This is a genomic window from Vibrio sp. F13 (genome assembly GCF_020806305.2).
Classification (GTDB): Bacteria; Pseudomonadota; Gammaproteobacteria; order Enterobacterales; family Vibrionaceae; genus Vibrio; species Vibrio crassostreae_C.
Window position 1 is genome coordinate 1,223,581 of the sequence record NZ_CP170175.1, and the last position, 19,405, is coordinate 1,242,985.

Genomic DNA, 19,405 nt, shown 5'->3' on the forward strand with positions numbered 1-19,405 from the left:
AAATATTCATCATTAAGCTACCGCGGAATAACAGACATAAAAAAGCCCACTCCGAGGAGTGGGCTTTGAGCATTTATATCCGCATATCAGCGATACACTTTAGGCGATTAAGCTTGAGAAGCTTTAACCTGAGCGTGTAGCTCTTGAACTGAAGTTACTGACGTTTTCGCGTCTGCAGTGTGCGCCATACAAGTCGCGAATGCAGCATTTAGCGTAGTCGTGTAGTTAACTTTCTCAGCAAGTGCACCACGACGAAGAACTTTAGAATCTTCAATCGCTTGACGGCCAGCTGCAGTGTTCACGATGTACGTATACTCGTTGTTCTTGATACGGTCAAGAATGTGAGGACGACCTTCGTGTACCTTGTTTACTAGACGTGGGTTGATGCCCGCTTCGCCAAGGATAACCGCAGTACCGTGAGTTGCGTCTAGCTGGTAACCAAGCTTAGATAGTTTAGATGCTAGGTCAACAACACGCTCTTTGTCGCCTTCGCGAACAGAAAGAAGTGCACGACCGCCTTCTGGGTAGATGTTACCACAACCCAATTCAGCTTTAGAGTATGCTTCTGCGAACGTCGCACCAACACCCATAACTTCACCAGTAGAGCGCATTTCTGGGCCTAACAGTGGGTCAACACCAGGGAACTTGTTGAATGGAAGTACAACTTCTTTCACTGAGTAGTAAGGTGGGATGATTTCTTTCGTAAAGCCTTGAGACTCTAGAGATTGACCCGCCATTACACGAGCGGCAATCTTAGCGATTGGCGCACCAGTTGCTTTAGATACGAATGGAACCGTACGTGCTGCACGAGGGTTAACCTCGATTAGGTACACTTCATTGTTCTTAACAGCAAACTGCGTGTTCATCAGACCACGAACACCCAACTCGAACGCTAGCTTTTCAACTTGCTCGCGCATTACGTCTTGGATTTCTTGGCTTAGCGTGTATGCAGGAAGAGAACATGCTGAGTCACCAGAGTGAACACCCGCTTGCTCGATGTGCTCCATAATACCGCCGATTACAACGCGCTCACCGTCACAAATCGCATCTACGTCTACTTCAACAGCGTCATCTAGGAAGCTATCAAGTAGTACTGGAGATTCGTTTGATACGCTAACTGCTTCGTTGAAGTAGCGACGTAGGTCTTGCTCGTCGTATACGATTTCCATCGCACGACCACCAAGTACGTAAGAAGGACGTACAACAAGTGGGAAGCCGATTTCACGAGATTTCTCTACCGCTTGCTCCATTGTTGTTACTGTCGCGTTTTCTGGTTGAAGTAGGCCTAGACGGTCTACAGCAACTTGGAAACGCTCACGGTCTTCTGCACGGTCGATTGCGTCTGGGCTAGTACCGATGATTGGTACGCCAGCAGCTTCAAGAGCACGTGCCAGTTTAAGTGGCGTTTGACCACCGTACTGAACGATAACGCCTTTTGGCTTCTCAACACGAGCGATTGCTAGTACGTCTTCCAGAGTTACTGGTTCGAAGTACAGACGGTCAGACGTATCGTAGTCTGTAGAAACTGTCTCAGGGTTACAGTTAACCATGATAGTTTCGTAGCCATCTTCACGTAGCGCTAGTGATGCGTGTACACAACAGTAGTCAAATTCAATGCCTTGGCCGATACGGTTTGGACCGCCGCCTAGAATCATGATTTTTTCTTTGTCTGTTGGGTTTGCTTCACACTCGTCATCGTAAGATGAGTACATGTAAGCCGTATCTGAAGAGAACTCAGCTGCACACGTATCTACACGCTTGTATACCGGGTGGATATCGTATTGGTCACGTAGACGACGGATTTCGCTTTCCGCTACACCTAGAATCTTAGATAGGCGCGCATCAGCAAAACCTTTACGCTTAAGCTTGTTTAGCTCGTCTTTATTTAGACCAGCAAAGCCTTTCGCTTTAAGTTCTTGCTCTAGCTTAACGATGTCTTCGATTTGAACTAGGAACCAACGGTCGATTTGCGTTAGGTTGAATACACCATCTACCGACATACCAGCACGGAATGCGTCAGCGATGTACCAAATACGCTCTGCGCCAGCTTCTTTAAGTTCGTGACGGATAGTCGTTAGAGCATCTGGTGCGTCTAGGTCTACCATTTCGTCAAAACCAGTCGCGCCAACTTCTAGGCCGCGAAGTGCTTTTTGTAGAGATTCTTGTTGGTTACGGCCGATAGCCATAACTTCACCAACCGACTTCATTTGCGTCGTTAGGCGGTCGTTAGCACCTGCAAACTTCTCGAAGTTAAAACGAGGAATCTTAGTTACTACGTAGTCGATTGTTGGTTCGAATGATGCTGGAGTTGCGCCGCCAGTGATGTCATTCATTAGCTCGTCTAGCGTGAAACCAACAGCCAGTTTCGCTGCAATCTTAGCGATTGGGAAACCTGTTGCTTTAGATGCTAGTGCAGAAGAGCGAGATACACGTGGGTTCATTTCGATGATAACCATACGGCCATCTTTCGGGTTGATACCAAACTGTACGTTTGAACCACCTGTTTCAACACCAATCTCACGCAGTACTGCTAGAGATGCGTTACGCATTAGTTGGTATTCTTTATCTGTCAGCGTTTGAGCTGGAGCCACAGTGATTGAGTCACCTGTGTGAATACCCATTGGGTCGAAGTTTTCAATCGCACATACGATGATGCAGTTGTCGTTTTTGTCACGAACCACTTCCATCTCGTACTCTTTCCAACCGATAAGTGATTCATCGATAAGAAGTTCATTAGTTGGAGATAGATCCAAACCACGACGACAGATTTCTTCAAATTCTTCTTTGTTGTAAGCGATACCGCCACCAGTACCACCCATCGTGAACGATGGACGAATGATACAAGGGAAGCCAACCATGTCTAAAACTTTGTAAGCTTCTTCCATCGTTTTCGCTGTATCAGCAGTTGGACACTCAAGGCCAATTGCTTTCATTGCTTTATCGAAGCGTGAACGGTCTTCTGCTTTATCGATAGCGTCAGCCGTTGCACCAATCATTTCAACACCGAACTCTTCAAGAACACCGTGCTTTTCTAGGTCTAGAGCACAGTTCAATGCAGTTTGGCCACCCATAGTAGGTAGAACTGCATCAGGCTTCTCTTTAGCGATGATGTTACGCACAACTTCCCATTGGATAGGCTCGATGTAAGTTGCATCTGCCATGTCTGGGTCAGTCATGATTGTCGCTGGGTTCGAGTTTACAAGAATAACTCGGTAACCTTCTTCGCGAAGCGCTTTACAAGCTTGAGCACCAGAGTAATCGAACTCACATGCTTGGCCGATAACGATCGGGCCAGCACCTAGAATAAGAATACTTTTAATGTCAGTACGTTTTGGCATTGTCTACTACTCCGAATTACGCTGTGTGCTGTTTGATTAGTTCAATAAAGTGGTCGAATAACGGCGCTGCGTCTTCTGGACCTGGGCTTGCTTCAGGGTGACCTTGGAAGCTGAATGCTGGTTTGTCTGTACGGTGAATACCTTGTAGAGAACCATCAAATAGTGATTTGTGCGTTGCACGTAGTGTCTCTGGAAGGGTTTCTTCGTCAGCAGCAAAGCCGTGGTTTTGCGAAGTAATCATCACAACATCACGATCTAAATCTTTAACCGGGTGGTTTGCACCGTGGTGACCAAACTTCATCTTCACTGTCTTAGCGCCTGACGCAAGAGCAAGAATCTGGTGACCTAGACAGATACCGAAGATTGGTAAGCCTTTTTCTAGGAACACTTTTGTCGCTTCAATTGCGTAAGTACATGGTTCTGGGTCACCAGGGCCATTTGAAAGGAAAACACCGTCTGGGTTCAGAGCAAGTACTTCTTCAGCTGAAGTCTCAGCAGGAACAACCGTTAGGCGGCAGCCGCGGTCAACAAGCATTCGTAGGATGTTTCGTTTTGCACCGAAGTCATAAGCAACAACGTGGTATGGCAATTCTGAGTCTGCTTTCGCTTCAGGAAGTCCACCCGTAAGCGTCCACGAACCTTGTTTCCATTGATACGCTTCTTTTGTTGTAACTTCTTTCGCAAGGTCCATACCTTTCAGGCCAGGGAATTCTTTTGCTTTAGCTAGAGCCAAAGCTTCGTCTAGGTTTCCGTCGTTTACTGAAGAGCCAGCTACAATACAACCGTTCTGTGCGCCTTTTTCACGAAGAATACGCGTCAGCTTACGAGTATCGATATCAGCGATACCAACAACGTTTTGCGACTTAAGGTAATCAGAAAGGGATTGTTCATTACGGAAGTTAGAAGCGATTAGAGGGAGATCGCGAATCACAAGGCCTTGAGCGTGGATTGAAGAAGATTCTTCGTCTTCGGAATTGGTTCCGGTATTGCCAATGTGAGGGTAAGTAAGGGTAACGATTTGTTGAGAATAGGAAGGATCAGTGAGGATTTCTTGGTACCCCGTCATCGAGGTATTAAAAACGACTTCACCAACTGCAGAACCTACAGCGCCAATGGCTTCACCGTGAAATACTGTCCCATCTTCTAGGACGAGTAGTGCTGACTTCTTCAAGACAACCTCCAGAAATAAAAATGCATTAAAATTGATTTAATTTGCAAATCTACCTTCCTGCAACACCAAAAACTGCGTGTTTATGGAAATTAGACAAATTGGCGGTATTTTAGTGATCTGCGTGATACGTGTCAACATTTAACTCAAAAGAAATTAAACATTTGTAAGGACTAATTCAATTTACCCCCTCAAAGCTCCAAAAATTCAACTTTCATACGCATTTAGCTCGAATATTACGATTTTCTAATTTTCACCCCTCATTTTAGCCAACCATAGAGTGATAAAAATATCAGCAACAAAACGCAATCGATAAATACCAAGAGAAAACATGACAATTTAAAGATCTAAAACAAAAAACATACTAAAGACCACATAAACAGCATAGAAATGGAGTCAAAAAGGCGATAAGAAGAAAGTAGAAGGAAGATCGGAGAAGTGAGATTACTAAGGAAAATGCACCAAGTAAAGAAAGCGCCGGCAATTGCCAGCGCATAAATATCTATTTATAGGTCATTCAAACCAAGCACATCCGTCATGGTATAAAAGCCTGCTGGTTTATCATTTAACCAAACCGCGGCCTTGATTGCGCCATTAGCAAAGGTCATTCGATCAGTGGCTTTATGGGTAATTTCCACTCGTTCACCGATATCAGCAAACATAGCGGTGTGTTCACCAATAATGTCACCGGCACGAATCGTCGCGAAACCAATCTCATCTTTAGTGCGCTCGCCAGTAATACCCTCGCGTGACCATACAGCTACATCGTTCAGCTCATTGCCCATAGCACCCGCAATAGCTTCGCCCATACCAATCGCAGTACCTGACGGTGCATCGACTTTATGACGGTGATGAGCCTCAACGATCTCGACATCACAGTAATCGCCCATCACTTTAGCGGCCTTCTCTAGCAGCTTAAAGACCAGGTTCACACCAACGCTGTAGTTAGGTGCCATTACGATAGCCATCTCTTTTGAAGCAGCATCAATCACCTGCTTCTCTTCTTCAGAGAAGCCCGTTGTACCGATGATCAGTTTTTTACCGTGACGTTTACAAAGTTCAATATTCGCTAATGTGCTAACAGGGGCAGTAAAATCGACAATCACATCAAACTCTTCGATGGCTCTAGACAAATCATCGACTAAAGCAACATCAAAACGACCTTCACCGCATAACTCGCCGACATCTACGCCGACCAAAGATGACTCTGGACGCTCTGAACCAGCTCCAACACTTGCTTCTGAATTATGATGAGCGGCTTTCACCAAGTTGCGGCCCATGCGGCCCGCTGCTCCTGCAATTGCAATTCTTACCACTGCGAATATCTCCATTGTTTTGGTTACCGTTGCCACTTATCTCTTGCAGCAACGTTCAATCGATTAATCTCTTTAAACTAACAACAATCTCAAACTCAGGCTAGCAATTACGAAAACTCTTTTATTACTCGCTCTAAAATTGGCACATTTGCCTCTGGGAAGGCGTATTGATTCAATGATTCTAGGCTTACCCATTCACCTTGCTGACCTTCTTTACCATAAGGCTGCTCTTCAAAATCAGTCACGAGAATGAAATCGAACTTAAGTGACTTATCCGTGTAATCAAATTCAAGATGCTCAAACAGAGACTGCTCGGTCACCTTGATACCGACCTCTTCATCAAGCTCGCGAGTCATCGCTTGCTCAATAGTTTCGCCCTCTTCAACCTTGCCACCTGGAAATTCCCAGAAGCCACCTTTGTGCTTGTCATCTGGACGCTTAGTGATAAAGACCTGTGACTTATCTTGATTGAAGATAATACCCGCTACGATATGGATTCTTTTCATTGATGGTGTTCCTTAATAAAACGCTGAACTCACATAGTCCCTAAATACGTCATCCTCAAGAAAGAGGAACGACTGAGTTGGGGATCTAAAACTACGCGAGCCTAACTAAACAAGATTCCCTACTACGCTCACTCCTCGCTATAGGGAATGACAACTTCCTTGCGTAACAAAGTAAGCCATGAAATTTACATACAAAAAGAGCCGCCTAAGCGACTCTTTATATTCTATTTGTCAGTTTTATGAAGCTAAGTTGTAGTGTATGAGAGCAAGGCGGTGGCACGGAGCTTACGACTGTAAGTGAGTACCACCAACGCAGCTATCATGCGCTACAGCAACGATTCATTAAACTTACGCGATTTTACCGTGACACTGCTTGTACTTCTTACCGCTACCACATGGGCATGGCTCGTTACGGCCAACTTTACGCTCGTCACGCACTACCGTTTGTGGAGATGCCGCTTCAGCTTCATCGTCAGCTAGCTGGTTTTCAGCTGTTGCATGTTGCGCTTGTGCACGACGCGCCGCTTCTTCAGCTTGAGCTTGACGTTGAGCTTCCATCTTTTCAACTTCTTCTTGTTGCTGAACGCGCACTTTAGAAAGGATGGTAACAACGTCTGTTTTCAGTACATCTAGTAGGCCTTCAAACAGTTCAAACGACTCGCGCTTGTACTCTTGTTTCGGGTTCTTCTGAGCATAACCACGTAAGTGGATACCTTGACGAAGGTGATCCATCGCAGCCAAGTGCTCTTTCCAAAGGCCGTCTAGCGTTTGTAGCATCACAGATTTCTCGAAGTTACGCAGTACTTGAGCACCAACCACTTCTTCTTTCTGTTTGTACGAATCAACCGCCATAGCAAGAATACGCTCACGCAATGCTTCTTCATAAAGCTTGTCGTCTTCGTCTAACCAACCTTGAATATCAAAGTCTAGATCGAAGTCATTCTTCAGACGATCTTGCAGACCCGCGATATCCCACATATCTTCAAGAGACTGAGGTGCGATGTATTCATCAATCACTGATGCCAATACATCTTCACGGTTGTGTTCGATCATCTCGCTGATATCGTCAGAGCTCATCAGTTCATCACGAAGCTCATAAACCACTTTACGTTGGTCATTGGCTACATCATCGTACTCAAGAAGCTGCTTACGAATATCGAAGTTACGACCTTCAACTTTACGTTGTGCTTTTTCAATTGAGCGAGAAAGCATCTTAGATTCGATCGCTTCGCCTTCGTCCATACCACTTTGGATAAGACCAGCCATACGATCCGATGTGAAGATACGTAGCAGAGAATCTTCCATTGATAGGTAGAAACGAGAAGAACCCGCATCACCTTGACGACCAGAACGACCACGTAGCTGGTTGTCGATACGGCGAGATTCATGACGCTCAGTACCAATGATGTGCAGACCACCTGACTCAAGCACTTTATCGTGGATTACTCTCCAGTCAGCTTTGATCTTCTCGATCTGCTCTTTGGTTGGATTCTCTAGCTTCTCAACTTGTGCCTGCCAGCTACCACCTAATACGATATCGGTACCACGACCAGCCATGTTAGTTGCGATAGTTACCGCACTCGGCATACCAGCTTGTGCAACGATCTCTGCTTCCATTTCGTGGAATTTAGCATTTAGAACGCTGTGCTTAATTTTTGCTTTTTTCAGTGCGTTAGACAGTAGTTCAGACTTCTCGATAGAAACCGTACCAACCAATGATGGCTGACCAGCAGCTACACGGTCTTTGATGTCTTCAATGATCGCATTGAACTTGTCTTCTTCGGTACGATAAACCACATCTGGCATATCGTTACGAACCATAGGCTTGTTGGTTGGGATAACCACTGTTTCTAGGCCGTAGATAGACTGAAATTCGAAAGCTTCTGTATCGGCTGTACCTGTCATACCTGACAGTTTTTCGTATAGACGGAAGAAGTTCTGGAATGTAATCGATGCTAGCGTCTGGTTTTCATTCTGAATCTTCACACCTTCTTTAGCTTCAACAGCTTGGTGTAAACCTTCAGACCAACGACGACCTGGCATAGTACGACCAGTATGTTCATCAACGATAACCACTTCGCCTTCTTCAGTAACGATGTAGTCGACGTCTTTCTCAAACAGTACGTGTGCACGCAACGCTGCATTAACATGGTGCAATAGGCTGATATTAGTTGGAGAGTAAAGCGTGTCACCCTCTTCCATCAGGCCGTTTTTGACCATTAGCTCTTCTACAAATTCTTGACCGTTTTCAGTCAGGTGAACCTGTTTCGATTTCTCGTCCATGGTGTAGTGACCTTCACCACGGTACTCTTCAGAATCTTCTTTATCTTGGCGCTCAAGGTTAGGGATCAACGTGTTAATACGCGTGTAAAGATCTGAACTATCTTCAGCTGGGCCAGAGATAATAAGTGGAGTACGAGCTTCATCGATTAAGATTGAGTCAACCTCATCGACAACAGCAAAGAAGCGCTCACGTTGAACACGATCTTCAGCACGGAAAGCCATGTTGTCACGTAGGTAATCGAAGCCAAACTCGTTGTTTGTTCCGTATAGGATATCCGCTTGGTACGCTTCTTTCTTCTCTGGTGGAGCCATGTTTGGCACGTTTACGCCAACAGTCATACCAAGGAATTCAAATAATGGGCGGTTTGTTTCCGCATCACGCTTCGCTAGGTAGTCGTTCACCGTTACTACGTGAACACCTTTGCTAGGTAGGGCGTTAAGATAAGCTGGTAGGGTTGCTGTAAGAGTCTTACCTTCACCAGTACGCATTTCTGCAATTTGGCCAGCATTTAGAACCATGCCACCAATCATTTGCACGTCAAAGTGACGCATGCCGTAAACACGCTTAGACGCTTCACGTACCGTAGCAAATGCTTCAGGTAGAAGTTGGTCTAGCGATTCACCTTTATCTAAGCGCTCACGAAACTCAACCGTTTTTGCTTTTAGCTCTTCGTCTGAAAGAGCTTCAAACGTTGGTTCGTAGTTATTAATTTCTTTTACAATTTTTCTAAGGCGGCGCAGTGTTCTGTCATTGCGACTGCCAATTACCTTTGTCAGCAGCTTAGTAATCATGTGCTTGGAATCTCTTCGTTCTCAGATTGTCCGCGATTTATTTTAAATGCCGTCAGTGTCTCTACTAGCTATGAACTAGTCTTCAGTTACTAACCAAGGATACTGAGATAAATCTAGTATCTTTGATATTGTACTTGAGAGTAGAGTTTTCAAGGCTTGAGTTAAAATTAATGCCCTTTAGTGTAAGTAATTTTCACATCAACAACCATTTATAACCCCATTTGTTTGATGTGCTTGGAACTTTTCTTTCTAATTGCTGATGGATTAGCCAGACTGCAGCTCATTGGGAGACAACTTTCGGATGTTGACGACACTGTATCTGGAAAATAGATACAAAAAAACCAGGTCAATGACCTGGTTTTCGAAATCTTATATTGCTGTAAACAACAATTACGCTAGAACCATTCCTGGCTCAGCAAATGCAACAGGAGAGCCTACTTCTTCTTCGAATGTTGCCCATTCCCAAGCTTCTGCGTCAGCAAGTACTGCACGTAGTAGTTGGTTGTTTAGGCCGTGACCTGATTTGTATGCACGGAACTCACCAATAATAGCGTGTCCACACATGTACAAGTCACCAATCGCGTCTAGTACTTTATGAGTTACGAACTCATTGTCAAAACGTAGACCTTCTTCATTAAGAATTCGGTATTCGTCCAGTACGATAGCATTATCAAAGCTACCGCCAAGTACTAGGTTTTGAGATTGTAGATACTCAATGTCGCGCATGAAGCCGAAAGTACGAGCGCGAGAAATTTCTTTCACAAAACCTTGTGAAGAGAAATCAAACAACAAACGTTGCTCATCAGATTCAATAGCTGGGTGGTTAAAGTCGATCTCAAAGTCCATACGGAAGCCGTTAAATGGAACAAATTCTGCCCACTTATCGCCATCTTCAAAACGGATAGGCTTTTTGATACGAATAAAACGCTTCGCTGCATTCAGTGTTTCTACACCCGCTTGCTGTAGCAAGTATACGAATGGGCTTGCGCTACCATCCATAATTGGGATCTCAGGTGCATCTACTTCAACAATAATGTTGTCGATGCCCATACCCGCTAAAGCTGCGTTAAGGTGTTCCACTGTAGAGATACGTACGCCTTCGTCATTAACAAGAGCTGTACATAGCATAGTGTCACGAACTGACGCTGGATCAGCTGGGAAATCTACAGGTGGATTTACATCTGTACGACGATAAACAATACCTGTATTTGCAGCTGCCGGGCGAAGAGTAAGTGTGACTTTACGACCAGAGTGGAGACCCACACCAGTTGTTTTCACAATTTCTTTCAGAGTACGTTGTCTGATCATCTGCTTGCCTCGTTATCAGTGCTACAAATCACGGTCAGTATTTACCGACCGCGAATTTTACCATTAATTCGACGATAGTCAAATTTTGGGTATTTGTTAATCAGCCTGACGTCGTAAGAATGCTGGAATATCTAAGTATCCACTCTCTTTCTCAGCCTTAGGTGCTGCACTTTGGCTAGCGCCTGTACCTGAAGAAACAGGTGACGTTGTTGGCTGCGGCTTAACTTGAGGTTTAACCTCAGTTTTTTCTTGCAATGGTTGTGCCACTTTCTCTTCCACTTTTGGTGCAGTTTGAGCCGCTACCTGTGGTTGAGGAGTTGGTGCAACCTTAGCTTTACCACCAGCAACTAATGTAATGTCTGGTTTTTTCTCTGTGCCGATACCTGTTGCTACAACAGTTACACGGATTTCATCCGTCATATCAGGGTCTAGAGAAGTACCAATCACAACTGTTGCGTTATCAGATGCGAATGCCTTAACTGTATTACCTACTGTTTCGAATTCATCTAGACGCATATCTAGGCCTGCTGTGATGTTCACAAGAACGCCACGTGCGCCAGCTAGGTCGATGTCTTCTAGTAGTGGGCTAGAAATTGCCGTTTCAGCAGCTTCTTCAGCACGGTCTTCACCTTTTGCGATACCGCTACCCATCATTGCATGACCCATCTCAGACATTACGGTGCGAACATCCGCGAAATCGACGTTAATCATACCAGGGCGAGTAATTAGCTCAGCGATACCTTGTACAGCGTTTTTAAGTACATCATTGGCACTTGCGAAAGCTTCTAGCAGAGTTACGCCGCGGCCAAGTACTTTAAGTAGCTTCTCATTTGGAATCGTAATTAAAGAATCCACATGTTTAGAAAGCTCTTCAATACCTTGCTCAGCAAACGCTAAACGTTTTTTGCCTTCAAAGCTAAATGGCTTAGTTACAACAGCAACCGTTAGCACACCCAACTCTTTCGCAACTTCAGCAATAACTGGAGCAGCACCTGTACCAGTACCACCGCCCATACCAGCTGCGATAAATACCATATCGGCGCCAGTTAGAACTTCTTTAATTCTTTCTCGATCTTCGAGAGCTGCATCACGGCCTACTTGTGGGTTTGCACCAGCGCCCAAACCTTTAGTGATATCACCACCAATTTGGATCACGCTGCTCACGCTTGTTTTACGAAGTGCTTGTGCATCAGTGTTAACACTGATGAATTCTACGCCTTCGATTGATTCACGTACCATGTGCTCAACAGCGTTACCGCCACCGCCACCAACTCCAACGACTTTAATTACTGCATCGTCAGACATTTCCATCATCGGTTCAAACATGTGTTATCTCCGTTTTTTCCTGCAACTCAGGTTAAAACTCTTTTTGTATCCAATTACGCAATTTGCCAAATAAACCAGACATAGAAGGTGCTGAACGCTTAGGTTCGCTGTAATCACCTTCATCACTGATCTGACAATCTCTTGCGTAATGAAGTAAACCAACCGCCGTAGAATGATACGGCTCTTTAACATAGTCAGTTAAGCCACTAACTTCTAACGGCTTACCAACTCGAACTTGATTGCGGAAAACACGTTCCGCACACTCTACCAATCCGTCAATTTGTGCCGCTCCACCAGTGAGAACGACGCCAGCTGCAAGGTGGTGTTTAATACCTTCATCTCGTAGCTGTAATTGAACCGTATCAATAGTTTGGTTAACGAGACCCATAAGTTCAGTGTAACGTGGTTCAATCACTTCCGACAAAGTTTGTCGTTGCAAACTTCTCGATGGGCGACCACCAACACTTGGGACGTTAACAGAGTCATCCTTGCTTACGAGTTCACTCAGAGCGCAACCATGGTTTACTTTTATCTCTTCAGCATCGCTCACTGGCGTGCCGAAAGCGAAGGCAATATCACTGGTTACTGCATTTCCTGCGTAGGAAAAGACTTCTGTGTGTCGAAGTGCGCCGCCAGTCCAAATGGAAATATCCATTGTACCCGCACCGATATCGACAACACATACTCCAAGCTCTCTCTCGTCTTCAGTAATTACCGCATTGCTTGAGGCAAGTCCTGAAAACACGATTTGTTCTACTGTGAGACCACATCGTTCAACAGCTTTAATAATGTTTCTCGCCATGTCGCTATGGCAAGAAATTAGGTGAACACTGACTTCCATTCGAACACCAGATAAGCCAAGTGGGTTCTTAATCCCTTCTTGATAATCAATGGTAAATTCTTGTGGGATCACGTGCAGAATTCTCTGCTCATCACCTATTTTAATTGATTTCGCGGTATGGATCGCTCGATCCATATCGTCTTGAGACACCTCTTCATCAGAGATAGTGCCCATGCCTTTTTCAATTCGGCTTGCGATATGTTTACCCGATAGCGAGATAAATACATTGCTGATTTGGCATTCCGCCATCAACTCTGCTTGATCAATAGCTCGCTGAACCGACTTAACTACCGACTCTAGGTCGTTTACACCACCTTTATCCATACCTCTGGATGGACTTTGCCCAGAACCAATGATATTGATTTGACCATCAGGCAATATTTCACCAACCAGAGCTGATATGGTCGCAGTGCCTATATCAAGACCAACGATTATGTTGTCATCTGCGGTCTTAGTCATCTGTGCTCTCTTCTAACTCTTGCTCTGGAAACCAGCCTACAGCGGCTCCCGTATCATACCTGAGGTCGATGTAGCTCACTTGATTCGCTTTACTACCAAGTTCGTTGTAAAGCGAAATGAAGCGTTCAACACGCTCATCTAAAGAATCTTTACCTAGTTCTAAACGGATACCGTTATCTAGGATTATTTGCCAAGCGCGACGCTCATTGAGAACGAGAGAGGTAACGGTTAACCCTAGACTGTTAATCAAAGGGGTTATCTGTCGCCACTTTTCTATCACTTCTTGGCTGGTGCCGTCTGGGCCGTAAAGCTTAACTCTATCGCCCTTCAACAGGCCGATATCACCATTAAACACCTGACCATCGTCATTCAGCAGCATGTTACCGTTCCAGATTGCTGCCGCATGGTACTCAGTCAAAAATACTTTTATTGTGTCTGGCCACTGCTTACGAATGGAGACCACTGAAACCCAAGGTAACGCTTCTAAACTGTCTTGCAACACACCGATGTCTTGCGACATGAAGGTTCCAATGTGCTCTAGCTCGCTAAAGGCATGTTGAACATCACCAGCGGTTACGTAAGTTAAGTCGCCTTGAAGTACTATTTTGGAGAGAGGCAACCGCTGATCGTCCCACATCCAAGTTAGTGTGGTATAGAAAAGAAACCCAATGAATAGCAATACCATGACAAAAAAAGACCCGCCTAAGGCGTGTTTCTTGAGCGACGGTAAACTGAATAGGTGGCGGTTTTCGCTAAAAGTACTTTCTACCAAAGCCCGCATTCCCTGTCGTTGGTTCGCAATTCTATTCCCTATCTTCGTAATAGAGGTAAAAGCACTTACTTTAACCTATGAATTATACTGAGCAAAATCAAACTATCAAACGTTGATAATAAGATTTTTGGTCAATTTTAGGTCAATCGCAAGAAGTGAGCGATTGACCACAGTCTGTAGACAGTATTCTGTTACGCGTTCTGCATTTTATTAATGTCTAACTGTAACGATTCCAACTGCTTCGCTACTCGGCCAACATCGCCTGCACCCTGCGTTAAAACAAGGTCACCACCTTGAATGACGTTGGCTAAAGCCGATGGCAGTGCGTTGATATCGGCAACAAAGATTGGATCTATCTTACCACGCCCGCGAATAGTTCGACTTAATGAACGCCCATCAGCCCCTGCAATTGGTTTCTCACCTGCAGAATAAACATCTAATAGAATAAGTACATCAACTTGCTCAAGAACATTCGCAAAATCATCATATAGATCGCGAGTACGGCTATAACGGTGCGGTTGGAAGATCATAACAAGACGTTTATCAGTCCAGCCACTTCGTGCAGCTTGAATCGTCACATCAACTTCGGTTGGGTGATGACCGTAATCATCAACCAGCATTGCAACGCCTTTACCTGTTTCGTACCCACCTAGGTGATCGAAACGACGACCCGTGCCTTCGGTTCCCGCCATCGCTTTTAGAATCGCTTCATCGCTGATGTCATCTTCTGTTGCAACAGCAATCGCAGCGGATGCATTCAATGCATTGTGACGACCCGGAATGTTTAGCGTAATATCAAGGTTAGCTTTACCTTCACGTACAACCGTAAACTTGCCTTGTTGACCTTCTTGTACGTAGTTTTCAATACGAATATCTGCGTCTTCAGAGAAGCCGTAAGTAATCACTTGGCGGCTCACCTGAGGGATAAGTTCACGTACAACAGGATCATCTACACACATCACAGCCTGGCCGTAGAACGGCAGGTTGTGTAGGAAATCGATAAATGTCTGCTTTAGCGTTTCGAAATCGCCGCCGTAGGTATCCATATGATCCGCTTCAATGTTAGTTACGATACTAACCATAGGTTGCAGATGTAAAAATGAAGCATCACTCTCATCGGCTTCAGCAATAAGAATACGGCTTGAACCTAAACGTGCGTTAGTGCCAGCACTTTTAACCAAACCACCGTTTACGAAGGTTGGATCTAGGCCGGCTTCCGAGTAAATCTGTGTCACTAGCGCAGTCGTGGTTGTTTTACCGTGCGTACCTGCCACAGCAATACCGTGACGAAAACGCATCAGCTCAGCCAGCATTTCTGCACGACGAACGATCGGTGTGCGCGCTTCACGAGCTGCAATAATTTCTGGGTTTTCTTCGTTGATAGCGGTTGAAACAACCACCACACTTGCGTCGGCAACGTTACTCGCTTGGTGACCGATATAAACGGTCGCACCCTTGCTAACTAAACGATCAGTCACTGGGTTTTGAGCAATATCAGAACCCGTGATCTGGTAGCCTTCATTTAGCAAGACTTCAGCAATCCCGCTCATTCCGGCACCACCAATACCAATGAAGTGGATAGATTTAACACGGCGCATCTCTGGCACCATTGCACGGATTTGCGCTAAGTCTTGGGTATGTTCAATCGTCATCAATTCAATCTCATTATTTTGCTAAAGCTTTAATCGCTTCAGCGACGGTCACATCAGCATCAAGCTTGGCGGCTTGACGAGCTTTTGTTGCCATCATTTTTAATTCATTTCTATCAAGCTGCGCGATAGTGTTCGCTAGCTTATAAGCCGTTAGTTGAGGCTGTTCAATCATTAACGCTGCGCCACATTCAACTAAATGGTCGGCATTCAACGCTTGTTGTCTGTCTTTGTGCATAAACGGAACGAAGATAGAACCGACACCTGCCGCAGACACTTCTGATACGGTTAATGCACCTGAGCGACACACTAATAGATCTGCCCACTCATAAGCTTGCGCCACATCATCAATAAATTCAGTCACTTGAACATTACCAACAGAATGTGATTTGTATTGCTCAATAACTTGTTGTTGATTGTTCTTACCCGCTTGGTGCATCACAGTGAAGCCTTCACCAAGCTGCGCCATCGTTACTGGCAAGGTATCGTTTAGGATTTTTGCGCCCTGACTGCCGCCCATAACCAAGATGCGGATGTCACCATCACGCTCAGCCATGCGTTGCTCGGGTTCAGCTAAGGCAACCACATCTTCGCGTACTGGGTTACCCACCACTTCTGCGGTAGGGAAAGCACCAGGGAAAGCTTGGAAAACCTTTTTAGCAATCTTAGACAGCCATTGGTTGGTTAAACCTGCCACTGCATTTTGTTCATGGAGAACCACTGGAATGCCAGACAACCATGCCGCGATACCACCCGGGCCACTCACGTAACCACCCATGCCAAGTACCACATCAGGCTGCCATGCTTTAATGTGTTGTCTTGCTTGAAGTATGGCACTAATAATCTGGAACGGCGCTTTAATTAACTTGCTAATGCCTTGACCACGCAGGCCTTTCACTTTGATGAAGTCGATTTCAATGCCATGCTTTGGCACTAAATCCGCTTCCATTCTGTCTGCTGTGCCTAACCAGCGAATTTCCCAACCTTGTTGCTGAAGCTTTTTCGCTACTGCTAACCCTGGGAAAACGTGACCGCCAGTACCACCAGCCATCACTAAAAGTTTTTTGTTTTGTTTCATCACGTTAGATTCTTATTCTACTAATTCGTTTTGACTATCAGCTTGTTCTTTTTGTTGCATTCGGCATTCGTGGTCAATGCGCAGCAGCATTGATACCGCCACAGACATAACAATTAAACTCGAACCACCATAACTGATTAGCGGTAGGGTTAGACCTTTGGTCGGAACGATGCCAGATGCAGCACCTACGTTAACAAGCGTCTGAAACGCAAACCAAATACCAATACCAAAAGCCAGATAGCCGCTGAACACTTGATCGTGTTCAAAGGCTTTTTTACCTATCAGAATGGCTTTTAACACCAAGCTGAAGATCAACATTAATACTAAGGTAACACCGACAAAGCCAAGCTCTTCAGCCAACACAGCAAATACAAAATCGGTATGCGCTTCTGGTAAGTATTCGAGTTTTTGAATCGAGTTACCAAGCCCTTGCCCCATCCAATCACCACGGCCAAACGCCATCAATGACTGAGTTAACTGGTAACCACTGCCGAACGGGTCGTTCCAAGGTTCCCAGAATGAGGTAACACGTCGAACACGATAAGGTTCTATAACAATCAAACCGACGACCGCGGCAATACCTGCCACCATCAAGGCGATAAACTGTGAAAGCTTGGCACCAGCAATGAATAGCATGCCGAACAGGGTCACTAGCATTACGACCACAGTACCTAAATCGGGCTGGCCTAGCAGCAGCACGGCAAAAGCGCCGAATACCATGATCGGTTTACCAAAACCACCGAAGAAGGTTTTTCTCACTTCATCTTGCTTCCGAACCAAGTAGCCCGCCATAAAGATAAACAGCGATAACTTGGCGACTTCAGCGGGTTGTAAGTTAAATAGCCCTAATGGGATCCAACGCGATGCGCCGTTAACCGACTTACCGACGGCTAATACCACAATCAGCAAGAAGAAGGACAAGCCCAGTAGATACATACTGTATTGAAACCAGCGTTGCATCGGGATTTGCAATATGACGCTAGAGACACCTAAAGCCAATACAAGGAAGATGGCATGACGGAACATAAAGTGAAACGGCTGATCGGTTAAACGAGCACTGATGGGGAACGAAGCAGACGTCACCATCACCAAACCTGTCAGCATTAGCCCAAGAGCAATCCACACCAATTGACGATCGTAAAGCGCCTCGGGAGTAGCACGGTTTAGCCACTGCCAGATGGATTGATTAATCTCTTTGACTCTTTGCACTGAATGTTAGTCCTTCAACACGTTAAGCATACTCATGAGCAAGCTCAGTGAACGCATCACCTCTTGCCATGAAATTATTAAATTGATCGAAGCTTGCGCACGCCGGAGACAGCATCACCATATCTCCAGCCACCAGCTGTGGCGAGATAGATTCGATTATCTGCTGCATGGTATCGAACTTTTGTGCCGATGGGTGCAGAGGCATGAATTGATCTGCATCTTCACCGAAACAACACAGCTGAACACGCTCAAGTTGCGCCAATACTGGTTCAAGCTCACTAAAGTCAGCACCTTTACCAACGCCGCCAACCAAAAGATATAACGTACCTTGATACTCCAACCCAGACAGGGCTGCCAATGTGCTGGCTACATTCGTTGCTTTGGAGTCATTAACCCATTTGATTTCGCGCTTGTCAGCCACGACTTGGCAACGATGCGTCAAACCGTTATAGGCCTTCAAAGCATCAAGACTTTTGCTGTAGTCGATACCAACTTGCTTCAATAGTGCAAGTGAGACTAACGCATTCGCCACATTGTGACGTCCAACCAATGTTAAATCTTGGGTAGCAAGGACAGGTTTACCGTGATCGACCAACCACTCAGTACTATCAATCGTTGATACACCAAACTCTTGGTTATCTAGGCCAAAAGTCAACAATGGCATTGTCTGGTCAGGGTAAGTCTCTTTGTCTTCACGATTAACAGTCGCACACTGCGCGTTATTAAAGATTCTTAACTTGGCCTCACGGTAATCAGCCATGCCTTGATAGCGATCCATATGATCTTCAGACAGATTTAAGAATGCCGCAGCGGCAAGTTTTAAATTCGATGTAGTTTCTAACTGAAAACTTGAAAGTTCAAGGACATATAAATCCGCATCAAGTTCTAGAAGGTCTAGGGCAGGAATGCCAATATTGCCGCCAACGCCAACATTAAGCCCAGCAGCCTTAGCAAGCACACCAGTCAGATCAGTCACGGTACTCTTACCGTTTGAACCAGTAATCGCCACAACAGGCTTATCTACAGCCCAACCAAACAGCTCGATGTCGCCAACGACAGGCGTACCCGCTTGAAGCACATCTTGAATTTCAGGTGTCGCTAAAGCAATGCCTGGGTTAGCAACCACCAGATCAGCCTCAGCTAGCCATTGGCTATTCCAGCTTCCAGAATGCAGCTCAACCGACTCAGGCAAAGATTCCTTTCCTGGTGGTAGCTCTCGCGTATCAATTACCTTTACGCAAGTATGGGGCTGATATTTTACGAGATGTTTAACGACAGAGAGCCCGGTAATACCGAGCCCCACAACCACTACATTTTGAATATTTTGCCAACGTTCCATTTAAACAAGATGCTCTTAATA

13 protein-coding genes are annotated in these 19,405 nt (G+C 45.3%); all 13 read right to left on the reverse strand.

All coding sequences use genetic code 11. The annotated features are described in order from the left end of the window. Window positions 1-107: 107 nt before the first annotated feature. Window positions 108-3,338, reverse strand: coding sequence for a carbamoyl-phosphate synthase large subunit (carB, locus tag LMH68_RS05545; RefSeq protein WP_017059294.1), 3,231 nt, complete (start codon window positions 3,336-3,338; stop codon window positions 108-110). Window positions 3,339-3,354: 16 nt separating this feature from the next. Continuing rightward, window positions 3,355-4,509, reverse strand: coding sequence for a glutamine-hydrolyzing carbamoyl-phosphate synthase small subunit (carA, locus tag LMH68_RS05550; protein ID WP_010434758.1), 1,155 nt, complete (start codon window positions 4,507-4,509; stop codon window positions 3,355-3,357). 503 nt (window positions 4,510-5,012) lie between these two features. Then, window positions 5,013-5,837 (reverse strand): 4-hydroxy-tetrahydrodipicolinate reductase, encoded by an 825-nt coding sequence (gene dapB, locus LMH68_RS05555; RefSeq protein ID WP_229647487.1) that lies wholly within the window; start codon window positions 5,835-5,837, stop codon window positions 5,013-5,015. Window positions 5,838-5,929: 92 nt separating this feature from the next. Beyond that, the gene (gene mutT, locus LMH68_RS05560) at window positions 5,930-6,328 is read right to left on the reverse strand and encodes an 8-oxo-dGTP diphosphatase MutT (protein WP_017062897.1); all 399 of its coding nucleotides are present in this window, start codon (window positions 6,326-6,328) and stop codon (window positions 5,930-5,932) included. Window positions 6,329-6,676: 348 nt separating this feature from the next. After that, window positions 6,677-9,403, reverse strand: coding sequence for a preprotein translocase subunit SecA (gene secA / locus LMH68_RS05565; protein ID WP_017066234.1), 2,727 nt, complete (start codon window positions 9,401-9,403; stop codon window positions 6,677-6,679). A gap of 390 nt (window positions 9,404-9,793) precedes the next feature. Continuing rightward, a complete protein-coding gene (gene lpxC / locus LMH68_RS05570; RefSeq protein WP_010434751.1) occupies window positions 9,794-10,711 on the reverse strand; it encodes a UDP-3-O-acyl-N-acetylglucosamine deacetylase in 918 nt (305 codons plus the stop codon). 96 nt (window positions 10,712-10,807) lie between these two features. Then, a complete protein-coding gene (gene ftsZ / locus LMH68_RS05575) occupies window positions 10,808-12,037 on the reverse strand; it encodes a cell division protein FtsZ (RefSeq protein ID WP_017059291.1) in 1,230 nt (409 codons plus the stop codon). A 31-nt stretch (window positions 12,038-12,068) separates the two neighbouring features. Then, the gene (gene ftsA / locus LMH68_RS05580; protein ID WP_010434747.1) at window positions 12,069-13,337 is read right to left on the reverse strand and encodes a cell division protein FtsA; all 1,269 of its coding nucleotides are present in this window, start codon (window positions 13,335-13,337) and stop codon (window positions 12,069-12,071) included. After that, a complete protein-coding gene (locus LMH68_RS05585; protein ID WP_017059290.1) occupies window positions 13,330-14,022 on the reverse strand; it encodes a cell division protein FtsQ/DivIB in 693 nt (230 codons plus the stop codon). The genes ftsA and LMH68_RS05585 overlap by 8 nt, the downstream gene beginning before the upstream one ends. 278 nt (window positions 14,023-14,300) lie before the next feature. Next, window positions 14,301-15,761, reverse strand: coding sequence for a UDP-N-acetylmuramate--L-alanine ligase (gene murC / locus LMH68_RS05590; protein ID WP_229647463.1), 1,461 nt, complete (start codon window positions 15,759-15,761; stop codon window positions 14,301-14,303). 13 nt (window positions 15,762-15,774) lie between these two features. Further along, window positions 15,775-16,836, reverse strand: a complete 1,062-nt coding sequence (murG, locus tag LMH68_RS05595) for an undecaprenyldiphospho-muramoylpentapeptide beta-N-acetylglucosaminyltransferase (protein WP_229647488.1) — start codon at window positions 16,834-16,836, stop codon at window positions 15,775-15,777. 12 nt (window positions 16,837-16,848) lie between these two features. Further along, window positions 16,849-18,045 (reverse strand): cell division protein FtsW, encoded by a 1,197-nt coding sequence (gene ftsW / locus LMH68_RS05600; RefSeq protein ID WP_065584711.1) that lies wholly within the window; start codon window positions 18,043-18,045, stop codon window positions 16,849-16,851. Window positions 18,046-18,067: 22 nt separating this feature from the next. Beyond that, window positions 18,068-19,384 (reverse strand): UDP-N-acetylmuramoyl-L-alanine--D-glutamate ligase, encoded by a 1,317-nt coding sequence (gene murD / locus LMH68_RS05605; protein ID WP_065584710.1) that lies wholly within the window; start codon window positions 19,382-19,384, stop codon window positions 18,068-18,070. Window positions 19,385-19,405: the final 21 nt, after the last annotated feature.

Excerpts from the sequence above, each read along its gene's own strand:
- carB (WP_017059294.1), bottom strand. The coding sequence starts at position 3,338 with ATGCCAAAACGTACTGACATTAAAAGTATTCTTATTCTAGGTGCTGGC.
- dapB (WP_229647487.1), bottom strand. The coding sequence starts at position 5,837 with ATGGAGATATTCGCAGTGGTAAGAATTGCAATTGCAGGAGCAGCGGGC.
- mutT (WP_017062897.1), bottom strand. The coding sequence starts at position 6,328 with ATGAAAAGAATCCATATCGTAGCGGGTATTATCTTCAATCAAGATAAG.
- secA (WP_017066234.1), bottom strand. The coding sequence starts at position 9,403 with ATGATTACTAAGCTGCTGACAAAGGTAATTGGCAGTCGCAATGACAGA.
- lpxC (WP_010434751.1), bottom strand. The coding sequence starts at position 10,711 with ATGATCAGACAACGTACTCTGAAAGAAATTGTGAAAACAACTGGTGTG.
- ftsZ (WP_017059291.1), bottom strand. The coding sequence starts at position 12,037 with ATGTTTGAACCGATGATGGAAATGTCTGACGATGCAGTAATTAAAGTC.
- ftsA (WP_010434747.1), bottom strand. The coding sequence starts at position 13,337 with ATGACTAAGACCGCAGATGACAACATAATCGTTGGTCTTGATATAGGC.
- LMH68_RS05585 (WP_017059290.1), bottom strand. The coding sequence starts at position 14,022 with ATGGTATTGCTATTCATTGGGTTTCTTTTCTATACCACACTAACTTGG.
- murC (WP_229647463.1), bottom strand. The coding sequence starts at position 15,761 with ATGACGATTGAACATACCCAAGACTTAGCGCAAATCCGTGCAATGGTG.
- murG (WP_229647488.1), bottom strand. The coding sequence starts at position 16,836 with ATGAAACAAAACAAAAAACTTTTAGTGATGGCTGGTGGTACTGGCGGT.
- murD (WP_065584710.1), bottom strand. The coding sequence starts at position 19,384 with ATGGAACGTTGGCAAAATATTCAAAATGTAGTGGTTGTGGGGCTCGGT.